This window comes from Pedobacter sp. GW822-FHT03F06, from assembly GCF_058801365.1.
On sequence record NZ_JBXANE010000009.1, the window covers coordinates 203,477 to 223,377 of the forward strand.

A 19,901-nucleotide genomic window follows, 5' to 3' on the forward strand; every position below is an offset into this window, starting at 1 on the left:
GCCGAATATCCACCTTTTAACATTACACACGATGTCAGAAAAACAAAAACTAAGTACCGCCCAGATTCTCATTATGTCGGTAACGGCAGGAATATGTGTGGCCAACGTTTATTACAGTCAGCCTATACTTGGTGCAATTGCCTCGTCTTTAAAAATAGATGAGAAATCGGCAGGACTAATTTCGGTTTTATCTCAGGCGGGATACGGTTTGGGCTTATTTTTTTTAACGCCGCTGGGCGATAAAATGGACCGAAAGAAATTAATTCTTTATTTGCAGCTTGCATTGGTAGCAGCTTTGGTTGCAATGGCTTTATCACCAAATTTGGCTATAATTTATGCCTCGAGCTTAGCCGTTGGTTTATTTGCCGTTTCCGCTCAGGTGATTTTGCCTATGGCAGCAAGTTTGGTTTCCGAAAACAGAGGAAAGATAGTGGGAATCATTTTTACGGGTATTTTGGTTGGCGTTTTAGCGGCTAGGGTATTCAGTGGATTCATTACTGAATGGCTCAGCTGGCGTTACGTTTTTGGTATTTCTGCAATAATGGTGGCACTATCCGCTATATTAATGCAAACAGATTTTCCTTCAGGTAAAGACCGTTTTGCTGGCAGTTATGCCGAATTGCTTCAATCAACTTTCGGGCAGTTTAAACGTTTTGAAACTTTGAGAAGAACGGCCTTAACAGGTGCGCTAACTTTTGGTACACTAAGTTCATTTTGGATTGCTTTAACTTTTCATCTTAGCGGTGCCCCATTTAATTATCAAACCGATACCATAGGTTTATTTGGATTATTAGCTGTCGCCGGTGCTTTATTGGTTCCACTCTTTGGGAAACTTTCTGATGCTGGCGGAAAACCAAAGCGTTCGCTCATTATTACGCTGTCTTTGGTTATCGCGAGTATTCTGGTGTTAAAAGTTTTTCCTTTTTCGGTTATTGCGCTTTCAGTTGCTGTGGTATTGTTAGATATAGGTGTGCAGGCCACCCAGGTAACTAATATAGCACTAATTTATAGCCTCGATTCAAAAGCCAATAGCAGGATCAATACGGTTTACATGACCTGCTATTTTATTGGTGGTGCAACAGGTGCCTTTGTTGGCTTAATCTGTTGGAAAATGGGCGGCTGGGAAATGGTAACCTGGCAGATGATTACTTTCGCAGCGCTTGCATTTTTGATGGTCATCATTGGAAAGGATAAGGAAAGATGATGTTTTGGGGCGTGTGATGTCCCATTCAATTACTTCATTATTATTCAATCGCTGGATCATTCGGGTCTTCTACTTTATTTCGTATTCAAAATCGCCTTTTAGCGAAATATCGTGAGCCATTTATCTTAATGGCATTGCCAGTAAAGCAATAACGCCATATTCCTGCCTTTGGCATGTTCTTTGAATTCGCGGGTTTGAACATTAACAAGCTAAGTCCCTATCGAATCAATCCTCAAACGCTCAGCGATGATGAATAATCATCCGGATATTGTTCGTTTTGCGATTGCGTTAAAGTTCATTCATCCAATTCCCGCATAAATATTTTGGGAAAGGTCAATTATAAAAAATGAGAAAGCAGGAATCAGATTATCACTCCGGGGCCAATGTTTATGGCACTGATGTTCAGTCTCATACCAATTCGTATTTCGCAGAGCGGGCAGAAATTGCAAGCGCGCAAGAAAAGAATTTTAGTTTAAAGGAACTATTTCAAGGTGTATTTTCTAAACTAAATCCATTATTTTCTATTGATTGTGCTGCATTGATTCTTTATAACGATGAAATGGACCACATTACAAGAGCATATCTCACAGAGGCTATTTTAGGCAAAATATCCTGTACAGAAATTATTTCCGATCCGATCAGCCTTTCACTGATTACAAAAGAAATTTCGGGATTTGATTTTCCAGTGCTTAAGTCCAGGCAAGACTGGATAGCAGATTTTGGTGAGAACCATTGCCTCGCCAACCACCCTACAGAATATCATTTTCATTGTTATATTCCTTTAGAGAATAATGGTCGCATACTGGGAACTTTCGAACTTCATAATCACAAGCGAGAATTAAGTGCAGAAGGATTGACTTTTTGCTGTAACATTGCCGATTTCATAGCGGGACTGTTAGCTACAATTGAGGAAAAAAATGTAGATGGCCCTGATCTTGCAAGGCCTGCTGAGGCTCAAATTATAAACGGGTCTGAAACATCGGCCTTTGCTGATGAAAAAATTAAGCAGTTAGAAAAGAAAGTTGAAAAACTAAGTGCGCAGCTTGATGAATACCTGATTTTTGAGCCTAAAGAATTACCTGAAATCCTCACACACCCCGAAATTGTTGGGAGTAGCCCTGAAATGAAAGAGGTTTACAGACTGCTCAACCGGATTTCCTCCACAGAAACTACAGTTTTAATTTTGGGCGAAACCGGGACAGGGAAAGAGCTGATCGCCAAAGCAGTTCACGACGGTTCTTCAAGAAGTAAAAAAACAATGGTTAAGGTCAACTGTGCCGCTATTCCACCTAGTTTAATCGAATCTGAACTTTTTGGTCATGAGAAAGGAAGCTTTACGGGTGCTACAGAAAAACGGATCGGGAAGTTTGAACAAGCGCATGAGGGTACAATCTTCCTGGATGAAATTGGGGAGTTACCGCTCGATTTACAAGTTAAATTGCTTCGTGTTTTACAGGAAAAAGAAATAGAGCGTGTTGGGGGCAAAACAACTATTGTAACTGATGTGCGCATCATCTCGGCCACCAACAGAAATCTTTTAGAAGAAGTTGAGGCGGGGCGGTTTAGGCGTGATTTATATTACAGGTTAAATGTTTTTCCGGTTTCATTGCCACCACTTCGAAATCGAAAACCGGATATACCTGTGTTGGCTACTTTTTTCTTAGCGAAATTCGCCAAAAAGTCGAATCGAAACCTTCATGGATTTTCTAAAAAGGCAATTTCCACGATGATGGCTTACAGCTGGCCTGGGAATGTAAGAGAATTGGAGCACCTTATCGAAAGGCAAGTGGTAATGGCAGAGGGTAATGTGATTAAGGATATCGAAATTCCGGAGAATAACAAACAATCCATATCTTCAGCTGGGGCTGTTAAAACCATATTTGAAAATGAACGCGAGCATATATTCAGGGTATTAGCGTTATGTAACGGGCGGATTTCCGGTCAGCATGGCGCGGCAAAATTATTGGGTGTTCCGGCAACCACATTGAATTCGAAAATCAAAAAGCTTGGCCTGGCCAAAAAACACATTTATTGATAAATCTTCAAGCAATAATGTTCATGCTTATTTTTTGCAAATTGCTTACTGAAATGGCGATATCTTCTAGCTTTTCTAAAGGATATCGCCATTTTTCCTGGCATAACGATTGGCCTAAATATCCAATTCGAAAGATGAGCGGGAAGCCTTGTCTGCCTGGTCTAACAAATCGGCATCATGTTCGGCAGCCCTTTCATCACTGATGATTGTGCTTTGATTTAACGCATCTTCCTCGCTGGTTAATGCATCTTCCTTATCGTCAGAAAGTTCTTCCTTATTTGGGTCTATAATCATGGCTTTTTTATTTAAAGATAACCATTTAAATTAGTTTAACTGCCCTTTTTTTCTTTTTTATACATTGAATAACTCATCTTTTGATCGTCTATATTTTTTAAAAAAAAAATATGACTGATTTTATCATAAATTCACTTTATATCGTCAGTTTTTTATTAATGGTTTGTTTTTAATGTTTTGTTTTACAGTGTGTTGTGTGTTGGTTTGTTTTTTGGTAAATTAACATGTCATTTAAAAAGAACAAATGATTATGGATAACGATTATTTAAAACATATCGGAGAAATGACTTCACTTTCCGAAGTTGTAAATGCCCTGGTTAAACAGGGGTATATTGTCGATTTCAATTTGAAAAGTAGCCAGTTAAGTAGCGGAGACAACCTAATTCAGGAGTCTCCCGAGCAATTTTTGATTGATAAACATTATCGCTTTGAAGGAGAATCCGATCCCGATGATGAGGCGATTGTTTATGCCATATCTTCTGTTGATGGTAAAATAAAAGGAATTTTTGTGAATGGTTACGGCACTTCATCCGAAAGCGCCGGTGATGAAGTGATTAAACAATTAAAAACCCGAACCGATTAGAAATTGCTCATGAACAAGCTAAAACTATATGGTAAAGCAGATTCTCCTGAAATTTACCCCATAAGAGACTTTTTGAAACGAAGTGTTATCGATTTCGAATGGTTCGACATTACGCATGATGATTTGGGCTGGGGCCAGGGAATTACCTCATTTAATAATCCGGATAAGCAGCCTATAATAGAATTTCCTGATGGCAAAGTGATCGTAAATCCAAGCTTAGAACAGATTGCCTGTAATCTGGGCTGGATTACCAAACCCAAATATGCAGAATATGATCTGTCGATTTACGGTGCTGGTCCTGCGGGACTAAGTGCCGCGGTTTATGCTGCATCAGAGGGTTTGAAAACGATTTTGATTGAACGAGAGGCTATAGGTGGGCAGGCTGGTACCAGTTCGCTGATCGAAAATTATCTGGGTTTTCCTGAAGGAATATCCGGGGCAAACCTTGCTGAAAGAGCCAGGCAGCAAGCACTAAAATTCGGTGTAGAGATTTTGCTTTTAAAAGAGGGGATTAAAGGTACTTTTTATAACAATAGAATCCATGTAGATTTTGCAACCGGCGAAAAGCTGGTCGCCAAAACAAATATTTGTGCAACCGGTGTGGAGTATGCCAGATTGAATCTCCCTGAGGAGGACCGGTTTTTTCATAAAGGTGTTTATTATGGAGCCGGTGCAAGTGAGGCTTTTTTCTGTCAGGATAAAGACCTTTATATTGTTGGTGGCGGAAACTCTGCCGGACAGGCTGCTACCTATTTTTCTGGCTTTGCCAAACGCGTTTTCATGGTAATCCGAAAAGGTAACCTTGCAGATACCCTATCTGAATACCTGATTCAGCGGATAGCATCCATTAAGAATATTCATGTCCTGTATTATGCTGAAGTAATGGCACTGGAAGGTGATGATTATCTGCAGCGCATCAAAATTGTAAACAGTCAGGACGGAACAGAAACATGGCACGACACCTCAAAATTATTCATCTGCATAGGTGGAAAACCCAATACCGAATGGGCTGTTGAAACTGCAATCTGCAGGGACAGAAATGGATATCTTTATACAGGTAACGATTTGCTTAGCCTGGAGCAATATAAGATGTGTTGGCAACTGGAACGGCCGCCTTATCATTTAGAAACCAGTGTGCCTGGCTCTTTTGCCGCTGGTGATGTCAGGTTTAATTCGGTAAAAAGGGTTGCATCGGCTGTAGGCGAAGGTGCCATGGCAGTAACTCAGGTTCATCAATATTTATCAAAATTGTAATTATGGAAAGCAACAGCATCTGCAGCCATATTGAGGCTGTAAAAGAATTAAAAACTGCAAAAGAATATGTTTGTGCAATCTGTATAAAACAAGGTACAGATTGGGTGCATCTTCGTACCTGCCAAACTTGTGGCATTACTTTGTGTTGTGATTCATCACCAATGCAACACATGTCGCATCATTGCCGGGCAGAAAAACATCCTGTTATAATCTCATCAGAACCGGGAGAACGGTGGATGTACTGCTTTCTGGATAATCAAATGGTTGAATACTGATTTTAAACATGATAAAAAAGATGGTTTTTTGGGTTAAAACGTATGAAATTAATAGTTACCTGGCCAGACAAAAATAGTTACGGAAAGAAATGCTTTACGAAATGATATGGTACATTCATCCCACTGTTGTCCGGTAAATATTTTTGTAGGAATCTTTCCAGAAGAAACACCTGTTTTAAACATAAGGCTGATTCTGCTTGTATGATCCTGATTTCTCCCGAAATGAACCACACCAGCATATGGTCATCATACATCAGGTATGATTAACAATTTGTCCTCATAGCTGGAAAGCTTAATGTCTTTAGTCAGGTATTTGGATATATGTTCTATGGTGATAAAGTTATTGGTTTTTGCTCATTTCTACTAAATGCACTGGTGCTCATCGATCAAATACTCCGAACGGGTGATAAAGGATGCCTCGCCACTTGCAAGTAAAGTAATCCGCTTTGCTAATTTCCCAGCCTTTTTCATAGCTAGTTTACTTTGAATTCAAACCCTATCATATCCTCAGTTAGTTTCCATAGTCTTTTTGCGCTGCTTTCATCTAGCGAATAGGCCGTTACGCCGCTTTGATGTAGTTTAGCTTTCTTTTGTGCAGCGTGATCTTCAGATAGCAGTTCGGCGATATCGTTATCCTCGCAGTAAACGCCACCGATGCTGTTAAGCAAGGGACTGGTTGCAACCCATACTGAAGTCGCTGCACCTTGTGGTATCGTTTTAAGGCTGGCCAATATTTCCGGGCGCATATTTCCATTTTCATCAAAAAAGCCCATTTGTTTAAACAACTCTATATCAGCATCTCTGGCTAACTCAGTTCCAGCGATTGATCCTGGGTGTAGTGAGTAGGCTCTTACCTGATGTGCTTTTGCACGGTTATCCAGTTCAAGGGCGAATAGGTTACTTGCAGTTTTTGACTGTCCATATCCTAAGAGCGTCTGGTATTCCCTGTGCTCGAAGTTGGGATCCTCGAAATCAAAGGGTGCCATGTGATGTCCCAGAGAAGAAACATTGACTACGCGTGCCCCATTAGCGATTTTAAGTGCTGGCCATAATCTTGCCACTAGCTGAAACTGTCCCAGATAATTAGTTGATAGTTGTGATTCGATCCCGCGGCTGTCCCTCTGTAAAGGCACCCACATAATTCCCGCATTATTGATTAATAAATGTAGCGGTTTGCCAGAAGTGAGGAATTTTTTGGCGAATGCATCAATGGTGTCTGGCTTAGCAAGATCCATTTGCTCAATTTCCACATTTGGGATGCCTTCGAGATTTTTTTTCGCTTTTTCGATATCCCTGGCCGGTACGATTACGGTTGCGCCTGCTGCTGCCAGTACTTTTGTTGTTTCCAGACCAATGCCAGTGTTACCACCTGTTACGATTGCGATCTTTCCTTTAAGGTTAATGCCTTTGATAATTTCTGTTGCAGTTGAGGTCTTGCTAAAGCCTGAGCCCAGTGGTTGTTGTAATGCGCCTTGATAATTGTTCTTTTCCATTTTTGTTTTTATTAAATGTATGAGACAAATTTAAGTGGTTGGTTAAAGGCAGGTTTTGTTTAGCGTGTCAATTAACTTTGTTCATAAGGTCAGCTTTTTAAAAAACGTTTGACAATCTGACTACAACAATTACCAATTGGGCTACTTTTTACAGCGCGACAATCAGGAGTTTTGTACTTGAGATTTATTCAGTTTTAGAAACAGTTAAATAGAATTATGCAAAAAAGAAAATTAGGAAATAGCGGATTAGAGGTTTCCGCATTGGGCTTTGGCTGTATGGGTTTAAACTTTCTGGACGGCAAAGGTCTTGATAACAAAGAGGCCATCAGGTTACTACGCAACGCAGTTGAAAGAGGTGTTACATTTTTTGATACCGCGGAAGCTTACGGACCTTACACCAACGAGGAGCTTGTGGGTGAGGCATTGCAGCATTATAGAAAAGATGTTGTAATTGCTACGAAATTTGGTTGTAAAGATGCCAGGCCAGCGGTAGGTCTAGACAGCAGACCCGAAACGATTAGAGCGGTAACCGAAGCATCTTTAAAAAGATTAAAGACAGATTACATTGATCTGCTTTATCAGCACAGAGTTGATCCTAATGTTCCGATAGAAGATGTTGCCGGGACAGTAAAAGACCTGATACAAGAGGGCAAAGTAAAATATTTCGGTTTATCGGAAGCAAGTGCTAAAACTATTCGAAAAGCACATTCAGTTCAACCTGTATCAGCATTACAAAGCGAATACTCTTTGTTTTGGCGTGAGCCAGAAAATGAAATCATACCAACTTTAGAAGAGCTGGGAATTGGTTTTGTTCCCTTCAGTCCTTTGGGCAAAGGCTTCCTCGCAGGTAGCATAAACAAAAAGCTAGAGGATATCGACCGTAGAAATATTATTCCCCGTTTCAGCGAAGAAAATATAAAGGCCAATCTGATTTTAGTGGAAGCACTTTCTGAAATTGCTAAACAAAAAAATGTTACGACAGGACAATTAGCATTAGCTTGGCTCTTAGCTCAAAAGCCTTGGATAACACCAATCCCAGGAACTACAAAATTACATCGTTTAGAAGAAAACATTGGCAGTACAAATATTATATTAACAGCCGATGAACTTACCAAAATTGACACAACAGTAAATGGAATTACACTGTTAGGCGACCGCTACCCCGAATTTTTAGAAAAACAAATAGACAGATAAGAACCAATAACAATGCAAAATATTAAAGGAAAAATAGTTGCTATCACAGGCGCAAGTAGTGGAATGGGTAAAGCCATTGCAATAGAATTAGCAAAAAACGGTGCAAAGGTTGTTTTGGGTGCAAGGCGAACAGAACAATTACTACAAATTATTGACGAAATTAAAAGCAAAGGTGGTGAAGCTGCCTTTGCTCAAATTGACGTAAAGAATAAAGCCGATTTAGTTCGTTTGGTAAATGAAGCAGTTGAGCAATACGGAAAATTAGATGTGATTGTAAACAACGCAGGCGTCAGTCAATTAAGTCGCATTGATGACTTGGATATTGAGGGTTGGGAAGAAATGATCGATGTTAACCTCAAAGGCGTTTTGTATGGCATGGCAGCTGCGATTCCTGTTTTTAAACAACAACAATCAGGACATATCGTCAATATCATTTCAACTTCAGGAATAAAGATTGTGCCCATGCAAGGCGTTTATGCAGGAACTAAAAATGCCATTCGCACTATTGCAGAAGCGTTTCGTCTGGAGTCGGACGGAAACATACGCATTACAGGCATTTCGCCCGGATTAGTGAAAACAGATTTTGCGAACAACATAAAAAATGAAGAAATGAAAACAGCTGTTCAAAAAGGAATGGAACAAATTGCTATAGATCCCATAGCCATTGCAAATGCTGTAATTTATGCAGTAAGCCAGCCTATGGATGTTGAAATCGGGGATATTGTTATTCGTCCGTCAAAACAAAATTGATTAAATTCGTAAACAAAAAATGAAACAACAATCCAACATCAATCACATTGAAAGTATATCGCAACTGGTGCGAGTATTGGGACTTCCTGCCCCATTGCACCCGTTGATTACATTGGTTGCTTACAATAATGTTTCGATTAAGATGTTTCCAAAAGGGCAAAAAGTGAGTCTTGATTTTTACAAAATTTCCTTTAAGCCTACATTCACAGGACAAATAAAATACGGACAAGGCCATTACGATTTTGAAGAAGGGGGATTAGCATTTTTGAAGCCAAAACAAATCGTTTTTTCACCTGAAGAAGCAGAAAGCTATGAAGGGATCGCTTTGTATTTCCATCCGGATTTTATCCGAAATTATCCGTTAGGAAAAACAATAAATCAGTATGGCTTTTTCTCTTACGATGTTTCAGAAGCCTTATTTTTATCAGAAAAGGAAAAAGAAATTATAGCCAGTTTATTTGCTGCAATAACCGATGAATTAGACAACAATATTGACCACTTCAGCCAGGATGTTTTGGTGTCACAAATGGAATTGTTATTGAATTACAGCAATCGTTTTTACAATAGACAATTTATTACGAGGAGAGCAATCAATCACGATATCATAACTTCTTTAGACAAACTTTTAAACAACTATTTAGAAGATGTAAACAACCTGAAAGACGGTTTGCCATCCGTGAGATATATCAGTACTGAATTAAAGTTATCGCAGCGCTATTTGAGTGATATGTTGAGTTCATTGACGGGACTAAACACACAGCAATACATCCAGAACGCAATCATAGAAAAAGCTAAAGAAAAATTATCAACGACAAATCTTTCCGTTTCGGAAATTGCTTATGAATTGGGCTTTGAACATTCACAATCGTTTAGCAAACTTTTCAAGACAAAGACGAATGTTTCACCTTTGGAGTTCAGACACTCGTTTAATTAAAAGAGGGCAGAAAGCGAATGCATAAAAGCCACTTGCCACTAATATTAATGCTTGATAATGAGGTGTAAGAGTTGCTTATATGAAGCATTTATTTAAGATTAAATATTAGCTATTTTATTGATTTTTTTCTTCTTATAATCTATTTGTTGGCACTGATTTTTCTCCTTCTTTTCTCAATTTTACAAGGTTATCATACGCTGTCATTTTAGTATCTAGTTCTGCAATTCTCTTTAAATCAGCAATAAATTCACTGCTAATTTGTACTGTTAATGACCCCGGATTTTTTAAAACAGTTCTGAAAAGAGCTGCTTTTTTGTTTGATAGTGCTGAGTATAAATAAGAATTCTCTACATGCCTTCTTCAGCATAAGCCTGTAACATCGTAAGGCTTGGCGCAAAATATAAGGTGCCTGTGTGTGGGGTGCTAAAATCGAGTATCCGATCTGAATTGCCAGGCGGATAACCAATAAACATTCTTGTTAACATTTCCTTAACGGTACTGAAATTTTTAGAATAAGCAATAAAGTAGGTACCAACTTCACCCTTTGAAGGATGCCCGAAAGGCATATTGTCTCTGATTATTTTAAGATCATTTCCTGCTTGATCCTCAATTCCGGCAAGGGCACTATGGGAGTTGCTGGGTTTTACATCATCAGTCATTTCGATGTCGCTCATTTTGTACCGACCGATTACTTTCTCCTGATCCTCCGTTGAAAGTGCCTGCCAGTTTTTCATTTCATGTAAATATTTTTGCACAAAAAGGTAACTTCCGTCTTTATATGCTGTGTCCTCCTCTCCAACAAGAGCAAAAAAAGGCCTTTCATCGCCAATTGGATTTTCCGTTCCATCAACAAAACCCAAGATCGAACGGCCATCCCAGTACCTGAATCCATGTATCTCCTCCAGGCAATCGGCAACTGGTAGCATGATGCTGGCAATGTCACTTGCCATATCAAAACATATTGCCATGTCAAGCGCCCGAAGATGGATATGGATATCTCCAGGAGTGGATACTGCGGTATGTTTTGCCCCGATAATTGGCTCGAAATTACAAAGTTCCTTAGGAGGAGGCAAGGGTAATCCCAGTTCTGTCCAGGCCGAAAAGCCCACGCCCAGTACACAGCTCGTTCTTCCTTTTACCACCCTAACAGCATAGGAACGGTTCATATTCTCTACCAGTGCGCAAAGTCTTTTGAAAGCAGGCCTGATAGCTGCACCATCTTTAAATTTCCAAACGGTAAAAATGGTATTGTTATTCGGATAGTCTGTTACGTTTTGAGATTGATTCACAGTTATATTTTTTAAGCATTTAGTCTGACTAATATTCCTTCTTTTGAAGTTAAATATAATTAAATTTAATTGGTTCGAAATGGCAAGACCCGACAAAATAAAGGGCTTTATGAGTGTAAAATCATATACCATAGCTACAAGCTTGTGCACACTGCCGACTTAATAATTATATCATGAAATAACAATTGCTTTGTATTCAAAATAACTATATTTAGTGTTAATTTCTGACTTTACCAATCATTGTTATGAGGGATATTCCATCAGTTTCGATTAAGCACCTACCTGTCAATAAAGTTTCAGGTTTCATTGCTTCACCTTCATTGGACATATTATCGGTGGAAGAGCCACTCGAAATTAGAATAGTATATGGGCCTACCGGGAACCGGATTGAGCAGAATATTTCCATCACCATGCGCACACCCGGAAATGACCTGGAACTTGCCCTTGGTTTTTTGTTTACAGAGGGTATAATTTCTTCACATGGAAATGTTAAAGCTATCGCCCATGTACCCTTATCCTGTGAACTGCAAAAAGAAAATGTTGTTTGTGTAGAATTAATAGAAGGGTTTATGCCCAATCTTTTGCAATCTGACAGGAATTTCTATACTACCTCAAGCTGTGGGGTTTGCGGCAAGGGGTCTATACAATCCATTAGAACAGTAAGCCCCTATTCAAATTCAGTTCAACAAGAGGAGATGCATTTATCTCCCAATGTGTTTTACAGCTTGCCCGAAAAATTGAGACTGGCCCAAAGCAATTTTGCAGCAACTGGTGGTATCCATGCTTCAGGTCTTTTTACCATAGAAGGGGAATTGGTATTGCTCTGCGAAGACGTGGGGCGTCATAATGCATTAGACAAGCTAATCGGTACTGCGTTAAGCAGGAATATGCTTCCCCTAAATCAATTTATATTGCTTTTGAGCGGTAGGGCCAGCTTTGAACTCATCCAGAAAGCAGCCATGGCCGGAATTTCGGTTGTTGCCGCAATTGGTGCTCCATCAACCCTCGCCGTAGAATTGGCCAATGAGTTCGATATTACATTGCTTGGCTTTCTTAGAAACGACAGATTTAACATATACACCACTAACGATCAGATATTAATCCCTACATCGCATGAAAATTAGAATTAAAGGCAATTCATTAAGATATAGATTAACCAAATCCGAAGTCGAGGTACTGGGTAAGGTTGGGTTTCTCTCCGAAAGTTCTCATTTCTTGAGCAAAACATTAGAATACGCCATAACAACTACAAGTGATGACAGCCTAAGTGCCGATTTTATTGATAACCGCATCGTGCTGAATATGCCCAAAAAAATGGTTGAAGAACTGGTCAATACAGATAAGGTAGGATTTAGTGAGCCTGGCGGGCCTGTGAGCATATTGATAGAAAAGGACTTTACCTGCCTCGATAATGTAGAAGAGGACCAAAGCGACAATTACCCCAATCCCCACTTAAATAGTTAAGGTATGGAGAACGATAAAAAAGAACCTGCTGCAGAAAATCCCTATAAATTGTTAGACCTTAAACTAACACCAGTGAAAACATGGGCCGCCGGCATACCAGCAGTACTGGCTGCATTCGGAGATCTGATTGAAGAAAAAACACTTTTAAGAGGGACAAGGGCATTGTTTAAAATGAACCAGGCAGGCGGTTTTGACTGTCCGAGCTGTGCCTGGCCGGATCCGGATGATGAACGGTCTCCATTGGGAGAATATTGTGAAAACGGCGCAAAGGCGCTTGCCGAGGAAGCTACAACTAAAAGGATTACTGCTGCATTTTTTAAGAAAAACTCTGTTTTTGACCTGGCAAAGCTCGATGATTTCACCATAGGCAAAATGGGGCGGTTAACCGAGCCGATGTATCTGCCACAGGGAAGCACCCACTACCAACCAATTTCCTGGGATGATGCATTCTCGAAAATTGCAGCTCATCTGAATGCGTTAGAAACTCCAGATGAGGCAACATTTTATACTTCGGGAAGGACGAGTAATGAAGCGTCATTTCTTTACCAGTTATTTGCAAAAGAATATGGTACCAACAATATGCCCGATTGTTCCAATATGTGCCATGAAACATCTGGTACTGCACTGCGCCCCACAATTGGTATTGGAAAGGGAACCGTAAAGCTTGAGGATTTCTACGATACCGACGTGGTTGTGATCGTAGGCCAAAATCCGGGGACCAATGCACCGAGGATGATGAGTGCCCTCGAAAAATGTAAAAAGAACGGTGGTAAGATCATTGCCATAAATCCCTTGCCAGAAGCAGGATTAATGGGATTCCGTAATCCTCAGGAGGTAAGTGGTGTGCTGGGCAATGGCGGAAAACTCGCGGATATTTACCTGCCTGTAAAAATAAATGGCGATATGGCCCTTTTAAAAGCGATTGAGCTGCTTCTGCTTGAATTTGAAAGGAAATCTCCCGGAGCGGTATTCGACCAAGATTTTATTGCCGAAAAAACAATTGGGTATGATGCTTTTATCGAGCAGTTCGAAACCTATAAGTTAGCAGAACTTGCAAAGGAATGTGGCGTTTCTACAGCATTGATTTACGATGCTGCACAAATGCTGGCATTTAAAAAAAGAATTATTATCTGCTGGGGAATGGGAATCACCCAACAGCCCAATGGAGTAGATATGATTAAGGAAATGCTCAACATCCTGTTGTTAAAAGGTAGTATCGGTAAGCCCGGGGCAGGCGTTTGCCCTGTTCGTGGGCACAGTAATGTTCAGGGAAACAGGACCATGATGATTGATGAAAAGCCTACAGATGCCCAGCTAGACCGTCTTCAGGATTTTTATGGCTTTAATCCTCCCCGTAAACACGGGTATGACGTGGTGAGGGCAATCAAAGCCATGCATGGAGGGAAAGTCAAAGTCTTATTCTGCTTGGGAGGAAATTTTCTATCAGCAACACCAGATACAAACTATACCGCCAATGCGGTACGAAAACTTAATTTAATTGTTTCCGTATCTACAAAACTCAACCGTAGCCACCTGGTTCATGGAAAAGAATCCATTATATTGCCAACACTATCACGGAGCGATATTGATATGGTAAATGGTGTGCACCAGTTTATCACTACAGAAAACTCGATGGGGGTAGTACAGTCATCAAAGGGAATGTTGAAACCGGTATCAGATCATCTTATCAATGAAACACAGATTGTATGCCGTATGGCCATGGCAACTTTAGGTGATAAATCGGTTATCGACTGGAAACGTTACGCAGAAAGTTACGATGCGGTAAGAGACGATATTGAAAAATGTATCCCCGGCTTTGAAAACTACAATGAAAAAGTTAGGCGTAAGGAAGGATTTTATCTGCCTAATCTCGCAAGAGACGGGAAATTTATTACCAAGGACTTTGGAGAAAAAGCACCGTTTACGCTAACCAGTCTGCCTGAAAACAATCTGGAAGATGGGGAATATATGATGGCTACCACCCGTACACACGATCAGTTTAATACCACCATCTATGGGCTTGATGACCGGTACCGGGGCATAAAGAATGAACGTAGGGTAGTGTTTATGAATCAGAACGACATTGATGGCGCAGGGTTCCAAGCAGGAGATAGGGTAGACTTATTTAACTATGATGATGGAATAGAGCGGATAGCACCATTGTTTATTATTGTTTCCTATCAGATTCCTGAAAAAAATGCCGTTACCTATTTTCCGGAAACAAATGTGCTGGTAGGTATTAACAACGTAGTGAAAGAAAGTAATATGCCCGCATCGAAATATGTAAAGATCAGGATTAAAAAACATGATCCTGAGATATATGAAAGCGTGAAAAAACTTGAACAGACGGTTCAGCTGTAAAAGAAAATAGACAGGAGCCACCACGTGATAAATAAAGATGCTTAAAAGCCAAAATGCTGTATGATAATTAGAAATAAGGAAAACTGGTTCAAAATGCTGTTCGTTTGGCATGGTTCTGTTCTTCCAAAGCTGCTTCCCAGACTCTCATTACTTTTTGTTTTGTCAGTTGGCGTTGTATACTTCAATGGTAAAATCTTTTCTTTTAAAATCCCTTTAAATCCAACACCTTTAACCTTATTTGGTTTTGTACTCGCACTGTTTCTCGGTTTCCGTAACAACGTTAGTTATGATAGATTTTGGGAAGCCCGGAAACTCTGGGGAGCCCTATTGAATTGCACACGTTCATTGGCCCGGCAGGTACTAACGCTTCCGGAGCCTCCGGTAGACAGATCACTTTCGCAGCACTTTATTGGTCTTCTTGTTTCTTTTGCCTATGCCCTCAAACATCAGCTAAGGGATACAGATCCGCAACAGGATCTTAAGGCACGGCTTAGTGAAACACACTATAATTTTATTATCTCTACAAAGTATAAACCTGTTATGATTACGAAACTCATGAGCGAATGGGTAGCTAATGCACACCGGACTGGCCGCATTGACACTATACAGCAGATGAGATTCGATGAAAACCTTGATAAACTGGCCGAGATTGTTGGGGGGTGCGAACGTATTATTTCTACCCCCATTCCTTATAGTTACCGGGTATTATTGCACCGTACTGTCTATTTGTACTGTTTTATGTTGCCCTTCGGGCTTGTTGATAGCCTGCAATGGCTTACCCCGTTTATTGTAGCTTTTATTGCCTATACTTTTGTAGCCTTTGAGGCCATTGCAGATGAGATAGAGCAGCCTTTCGGCATGGCATCAAACGATCTCGCGCTAAATGCAATGTGCCTGATGATCGAAACCACTTTGAAGGAATTGAATGGTGAAGAAATTTCAGGGAACATCATTCCAAAAAACGTCATTATCGATTGATGATTATTTACCATGAATTCTAATCTGTTTGTAGCTGAATTCTTAATCCAGTTATTCATTCATAAATTAGTTAGGATTTAGTATGGTGATAGATCAGGATTTTTTAAGGTTTAGTATAAAACTGAATCCTTTTTTATGCCTTAAAATTCTCGCGATAATTTAACGGCTTTCCTTTATCTTTGCCGCGAATTTAATATTCCCAATCGTGATTAATGTAAATAACATCTCCGTTTCATTTGGCGGAACCACCCTTTTTAGCGATGTAACCTTTTCGATAAACGAGAACGATAAAATCGCCCTTATGGGTAAAAATGGTGCAGGCAAGTCGACCATTCTAAAAATCATTGCCGATGTAGCTAAACCTACTTCAGGCAGCGTAACAGGTCCGAAAGAAGCTGTAATTGCATATTTGCCACAACATTTGCTCACTCATGATAATGTGACTGTTTTTGAGGAAACCATGAAAGCTTTTGCAGAGGTAAACCAGATGCAAAAAGAGCTTGATGAGCTGAATGAGCAACTGACTATCCGTACCGATTACGAAAGTGACGACTATATGAAACTTATCGAGCGCGTATCGGAGCTGAGTGAGAAATTTTATTCGATTGAAGAAACCAATTACGATGCAGAAGTAGAGAAAGTATTAAAAGGTTTGGGTTTCGAGCGTAAAGACTTTACCCGCCAAACTTCTGAGTTTTCGGGTGGGTGGCGCATGCGTATCGAGTTAGCTAAAATTTTATTAAAAAAACCCGACCTTATTTTACTGGATGAGCCTACCAACCACATGGATATTGAAAGTATTCAATGGTTGGAAGATTTCCTGATCAATTCGGCAAAAGCAGTGATGGTAATCTCGCACGACCGTACCTTTGTAGATAACATTACCAATCGCACCATTGAGGTAACGATGGGCAGGATATACGATTATAAGGCTAAATACACCCATTATCTCCAACTGCGTGCCGAGCGCCGCGTACACCAGTTGAAAGCTTACGAAGAACAACAACGTTTTATTGCCGATAACCAGGAATTTATCGATCGCTTTAGGGGAACTTATTCTAAAACCTTACAGGTACAATCGCGTGTAAAAATGCTCGAGAAACTGGAAGTGATCGAGATCGATGAAGTAGATACTTCAGCGTTGCGGTTAAAATTTCCACCGTCGCCACGTTCAGGTCAGTATCCGGTCATGGTAGAAGAGCTAACTAAAACTTATGGCGATCATGTGGTGTTCGAAAAAGCATCGATGGTGATCGAACGAGGAGAAAAAGTAGCTTTTGTTGGTAAAAACGGTGAAGGTAAATCGACTATGATTAAAGCCATTATGGCTGAGATCGATTTTGAAGGCGGCTTAAAAGTAGGACACAATGCTAAGATCGGCTATTTTGCCCAAAATCAGGCTGCGTTGCTGGATGAGAACCTGACAGTTTTCGAAACCATTGATCAGATTCCGTTAAGCGATGGCTCAATCAAAATAAAAGACCTCTTAGGTGCCTTTATGTTCAGTGGCGATGATACCACAAAAAAGGTTAAGGTGCTTTCTGGTGGCGAGAAAACCCGTTTGGCCATGATCAAATTGTTGTTGGAGCCCGTAAATGTATTGATCCTGGATGAGCCAACCAATCATTTGGATATGAAAACCAAAGATATTATTAAAGACGCGTTGAAAGATTTTGATGGCACTTTGATTTTGGTATCACACGACCGTGATTTCTTGGATGGATTGGTGCAGAAAGTGTTTGAATTTGGCAATAAACGTGTTCGTGAACACTTTGAAGATATTAAAGGGTTCTTAGCTTATAAGAAAATGAACAGTTTGAAGGAAATTGAGCAAAGTTAATAAGCACCGAGGTCGTCAGTCTGAGCGGAGTCGAAGACTTCTTGAGATTGATAAATCACAAATAAATGCCCTTCGACTGCGCTATCATTGACAGACCCCATTAGAAAAATCGTCATTGCTGTAAGGGTTTAGTAATTCGGTAACAGAATTACTAAACCCTTACAATTGCGAGGAACGAAGATAACCGAACGAAGCGAGCTCATGAATGCCTTTAAAAACAACTGCAAAAATGAATAATCTTAATGCGCACGCTGGTAGCGATCGTTTTAAGATTGCTTTCCCAAAGGTCGGGATAGGCTTTCGGCTGAAAAAGCCTTCTCAGCAATGGGGATTCCTGGAAGCCTAGCCGTCTTAAAGTCTTTTCCCTTTTTTTATCATTTTTAAGCAAATGGCGCATTTGGAATTAATAATTTCTTTATGCGTATTTTAATTAAAACACCTGACCACTTTATTCAAAAATAAGATTACTGTTTAGCGCTAATCGAAGCTTTTAATGGGATTTCTAAATTTTTTATAGCACCAATTGGAGCAAGCTTAATTAAACTGTTCCCTTTGGATAGGTAGAAATAATAAATACTATTTGTGCCGATCAAATAAATGTCTTCAGATTCGCCGTTCGAATAATTCAGCTTGCGGTCGTATGCGAGTTCGTTATTGCTGATGTGTTTTGATAAGTTTCTCCCTTGGCCAAGTCCAATTCCCAAAAAAAGTGATAGGAGCCCAATGGCAAAAACAATAGTGAAAAGTTTCGAAAAATGATTTCCTACTTCCTCTTCACTAAGTGTTTCAGGATTTTTTAGGCCAGAAAGATTTTGTGCCCACTTTTTATCCCTTCGCTTTGCCAGATAGGTCGGGTAAGCATAAGCGAGGATAATAAAACCTGTCGTAACGATTAATACCACCGGATTAGATGTTAGTGTTGCCACCGGACTGATCAATACATCCATAATTGTGGTATACTTTAAAATGTTTATACCAAGCTGATAGTAAAAAATGCTTTCCTTTAATATCCCCATCACCACAAGGAACAGGTAACCATATGGCAATAGTTTTTGTAAGTTTTCTGAGAGTTTCATTTGCTAATGATGTTATTTAGTCTAGAGGTAAACTTTATTTTGAATGCAAAATAGAGAAAATAACTGTTTCCTTTGGTTGTTTGTGTGATAAGCAAAATTATTGATCAGGATGATTAACTATTAAAACCGCTACCATTTATTGAACTGAGGATGGAACCAACGCAGCAATTTCTTCCCCAGTTTCCACTTGGCTAACCTCTGTTTGGGTGGCGGCAAAACGATCGATAGTCAAATTTGATGCTTTGCCCATAACCAGCGTATGGCGATTGGTATTGCCTTTGAGTTTTAATGTACTATTGTCGAGAATTTCAGTATATAAACCTTCACTACTGCTGTCGATGTCGGCAAAGGCGTTTCCCTTAAGAATGATCTGAAGAAATTTAGTGCTGAGCTTTGCTTCTGTTTTTACTACAGCATTTTGATCAGCCTCAATGCGGTAGATATCGTTTACATAAATAACAAGTTTACACTTTTCTATATCGAGGCTGGTAATGCGTAGTACCTCGCCCTGCTGGGTAACTTTCACATTTCCGGTATTATCATCTGCAAAAGATATTCCAATGGCGGGGCGCTGTACCAACATTACTTCTACATTTCCCTTTATCACAATCCTTCTAAAGTTTTGAATCTTGTAAAGTATCGTTGTGTTTTTTTCTGTAGCACTTAAGTTGTTTGTAAGTGTAGCCGTTAAGGCAATTACTGCAGATGCAATAAATATTACCGTTTTAATTGAGTTTTTCATGGTGTTTTTGTTTAAATGTTAAAATTTATTAAGCTTATGGCGGGTGCGCTAATTAAAACTAGTTTGTACCAGCATTATTCAGTTTCGTGGTTAACCAAGCGGGTGCCAAAAAACAAATGTCACTTTAATGGCTTT

18 protein-coding genes are annotated in these 19,901 nt (G+C 39.8%); 13 read left to right on the forward strand and 5 right to left on the reverse strand.

Annotation, left to right across the window (positions count from 1 at the left end):
* The first annotated feature begins 31 nt into the window (after positions 1–31).
* Entirely contained in the window at positions 32–1,204 is a 1,173-nt protein-coding gene (locus AC1RJ8_RS17075) for an MFS transporter (RefSeq protein WP_492955049.1), read from the forward strand.
* A gap of 346 nt (positions 1,205–1,550) precedes the next feature.
* Positions 1,551–3,239 (forward strand): sigma-54 interaction domain-containing protein, encoded by a 1,689-nt coding sequence (locus tag AC1RJ8_RS17080; RefSeq protein ID WP_492955050.1) that lies wholly within the window; start codon positions 1,551–1,553, stop codon positions 3,237–3,239.
* 114 nt (positions 3,240–3,353) lie between these two features.
* On the opposite strand, the gene AC1RJ8_RS17085 is transcribed toward AC1RJ8_RS17080, so the two are convergent.
* Positions 3,354–3,533 (reverse strand): hypothetical protein, encoded by a 180-nt coding sequence (locus tag AC1RJ8_RS17085; RefSeq protein ID WP_169501870.1) that lies wholly within the window; start codon positions 3,531–3,533, stop codon positions 3,354–3,356.
* Positions 3,534–3,783: 250 nt separating this feature from the next.
* Here AC1RJ8_RS17085 and AC1RJ8_RS17090 point away from each other — a divergent pair, with 250 nt between their 5' ends.
* Genes AC1RJ8_RS17090 through AC1RJ8_RS17100 form a run of 3 tightly spaced genes read left to right on the forward strand, consistent with a single transcriptional unit; the run spans position 3,784 to position 5,645 of the window.
* Positions 3,784–4,116 carry a phosphoribosylpyrophosphate synthetase gene (locus AC1RJ8_RS17090; RefSeq protein WP_492955051.1) on the forward strand — a complete coding sequence of 111 codons (333 nt, stop codon included), beginning with the start codon at positions 3,784–3,786 and terminating at the stop codon, positions 4,114–4,116.
* Positions 4,117–4,125: 9 nt separating this feature from the next.
* Positions 4,126–5,370 (forward strand): NAD(P)/FAD-dependent oxidoreductase, encoded by a 1,245-nt coding sequence (locus AC1RJ8_RS17095; RefSeq protein ID WP_492955052.1) that lies wholly within the window; start codon positions 4,126–4,128, stop codon positions 5,368–5,370.
* A 2-nt stretch (positions 5,371–5,372) separates the two neighbouring features.
* On the forward strand, positions 5,373–5,645 hold the full coding sequence (locus tag AC1RJ8_RS17100) for a UBP-type zinc finger domain-containing protein (protein ID WP_492955053.1): 273 nt from the start codon (positions 5,373–5,375) through the stop codon (positions 5,643–5,645).
* Positions 5,646–6,118: 473 nt separating this feature from the next.
* Here the strand turns inward: AC1RJ8_RS17100 and AC1RJ8_RS17105 are convergent, their stop codons facing one another.
* A complete protein-coding gene (locus tag AC1RJ8_RS17105; RefSeq protein WP_492955054.1) occupies positions 6,119–7,138 on the reverse strand; it encodes an SDR family NAD(P)-dependent oxidoreductase in 1,020 nt (339 codons plus the stop codon).
* A 216-nt stretch (positions 7,139–7,354) separates the two neighbouring features.
* Between AC1RJ8_RS17105 and AC1RJ8_RS17110 the strand changes: the two genes are divergently transcribed.
* From AC1RJ8_RS17110 to AC1RJ8_RS17120, 3 genes are read left to right on the forward strand one after another with little or no spacing between them, the layout of a single operon-like run.
* Positions 7,355–8,332 (forward strand): aldo/keto reductase, encoded by a 978-nt coding sequence (locus AC1RJ8_RS17110; RefSeq protein ID WP_492955055.1) that lies wholly within the window; start codon positions 7,355–7,357, stop codon positions 8,330–8,332.
* A gap of 12 nt (positions 8,333–8,344) precedes the next feature.
* On the forward strand, positions 8,345–9,082 hold the full coding sequence (locus AC1RJ8_RS17115; protein WP_492955056.1) for an SDR family oxidoreductase: 738 nt from the start codon (positions 8,345–8,347) through the stop codon (positions 9,080–9,082).
* Between the two features lie 19 nt (positions 9,083–9,101).
* Positions 9,102–10,016, forward strand: coding sequence for a helix-turn-helix domain-containing protein (locus tag AC1RJ8_RS17120; RefSeq protein ID WP_492955057.1), 915 nt, complete (start codon positions 9,102–9,104; stop codon positions 10,014–10,016).
* A gap of 347 nt (positions 10,017–10,363) precedes the next feature.
* Here the strand turns inward: AC1RJ8_RS17120 and AC1RJ8_RS17125 are convergent, their stop codons facing one another.
* On the reverse strand, positions 10,364–11,305 hold the full coding sequence (locus AC1RJ8_RS17125) for a Dyp-type peroxidase (RefSeq protein WP_492955058.1): 942 nt from the start codon (positions 11,303–11,305) through the stop codon (positions 10,364–10,366).
* A gap of 245 nt (positions 11,306–11,550) precedes the next feature.
* Between AC1RJ8_RS17125 and fdhD the strand changes: the two genes are divergently transcribed.
* The 5 genes from fdhD (at position 11,551) to abc-f (ending at position 17,948) form a co-directional block, all read left to right on the forward strand.
* Positions 11,551–12,429: a formate dehydrogenase accessory sulfurtransferase FdhD gene (gene fdhD / locus AC1RJ8_RS17130; protein ID WP_492955059.1), complete on the forward strand. Its 879-nt coding sequence runs from the start codon at positions 11,551–11,553 to the stop codon at positions 12,427–12,429.
* The gene (locus AC1RJ8_RS17135; RefSeq protein ID WP_492955060.1) at positions 12,419–12,769 is read left to right on the forward strand and encodes a DUF7009 family protein; all 351 of its coding nucleotides are present in this window, start codon (positions 12,419–12,421) and stop codon (positions 12,767–12,769) included. Before fdhD ends, AC1RJ8_RS17135 begins: the two co-directional genes overlap by 11 nt.
* Before the next feature lie 3 nt (positions 12,770–12,772).
* Positions 12,773–15,130, forward strand: coding sequence for an FdhF/YdeP family oxidoreductase (locus AC1RJ8_RS17140; RefSeq protein ID WP_492955061.1), 2,358 nt, complete (start codon positions 12,773–12,775; stop codon positions 15,128–15,130).
* A 60-nt stretch (positions 15,131–15,190) separates the two neighbouring features.
* Complete coding sequence (locus AC1RJ8_RS17145) at positions 15,191–16,108, forward strand: bestrophin family protein (protein ID WP_492955062.1); 918 nt, start codon at positions 15,191–15,193, stop codon at positions 16,106–16,108.
* A 205-nt stretch (positions 16,109–16,313) separates the two neighbouring features.
* Positions 16,314–17,948 (forward strand): ribosomal protection-like ABC-F family protein, encoded by a 1,635-nt coding sequence (gene abc-f, locus AC1RJ8_RS17150; protein ID WP_492955063.1) that lies wholly within the window; start codon positions 16,314–16,316, stop codon positions 17,946–17,948.
* Positions 17,949–18,412: 464 nt separating this feature from the next.
* Here the strand turns inward: abc-f and AC1RJ8_RS17155 are convergent, their stop codons facing one another.
* Together AC1RJ8_RS17155 and AC1RJ8_RS17160 are read right to left on the reverse strand one after the other, a co-directional pair.
* The gene (locus tag AC1RJ8_RS17155) at positions 18,413–19,024 is read right to left on the reverse strand and encodes a hypothetical protein (RefSeq protein ID WP_492955064.1); all 612 of its coding nucleotides are present in this window, start codon (positions 19,022–19,024) and stop codon (positions 18,413–18,415) included.
* 136 nt (positions 19,025–19,160) lie between these two features.
* Positions 19,161–19,766 (reverse strand): GIN domain-containing protein, encoded by a 606-nt coding sequence (locus AC1RJ8_RS17160; RefSeq protein WP_492955065.1) that lies wholly within the window; start codon positions 19,764–19,766, stop codon positions 19,161–19,163.
* Positions 19,767–19,901 lie beyond the last annotated feature (135 nt).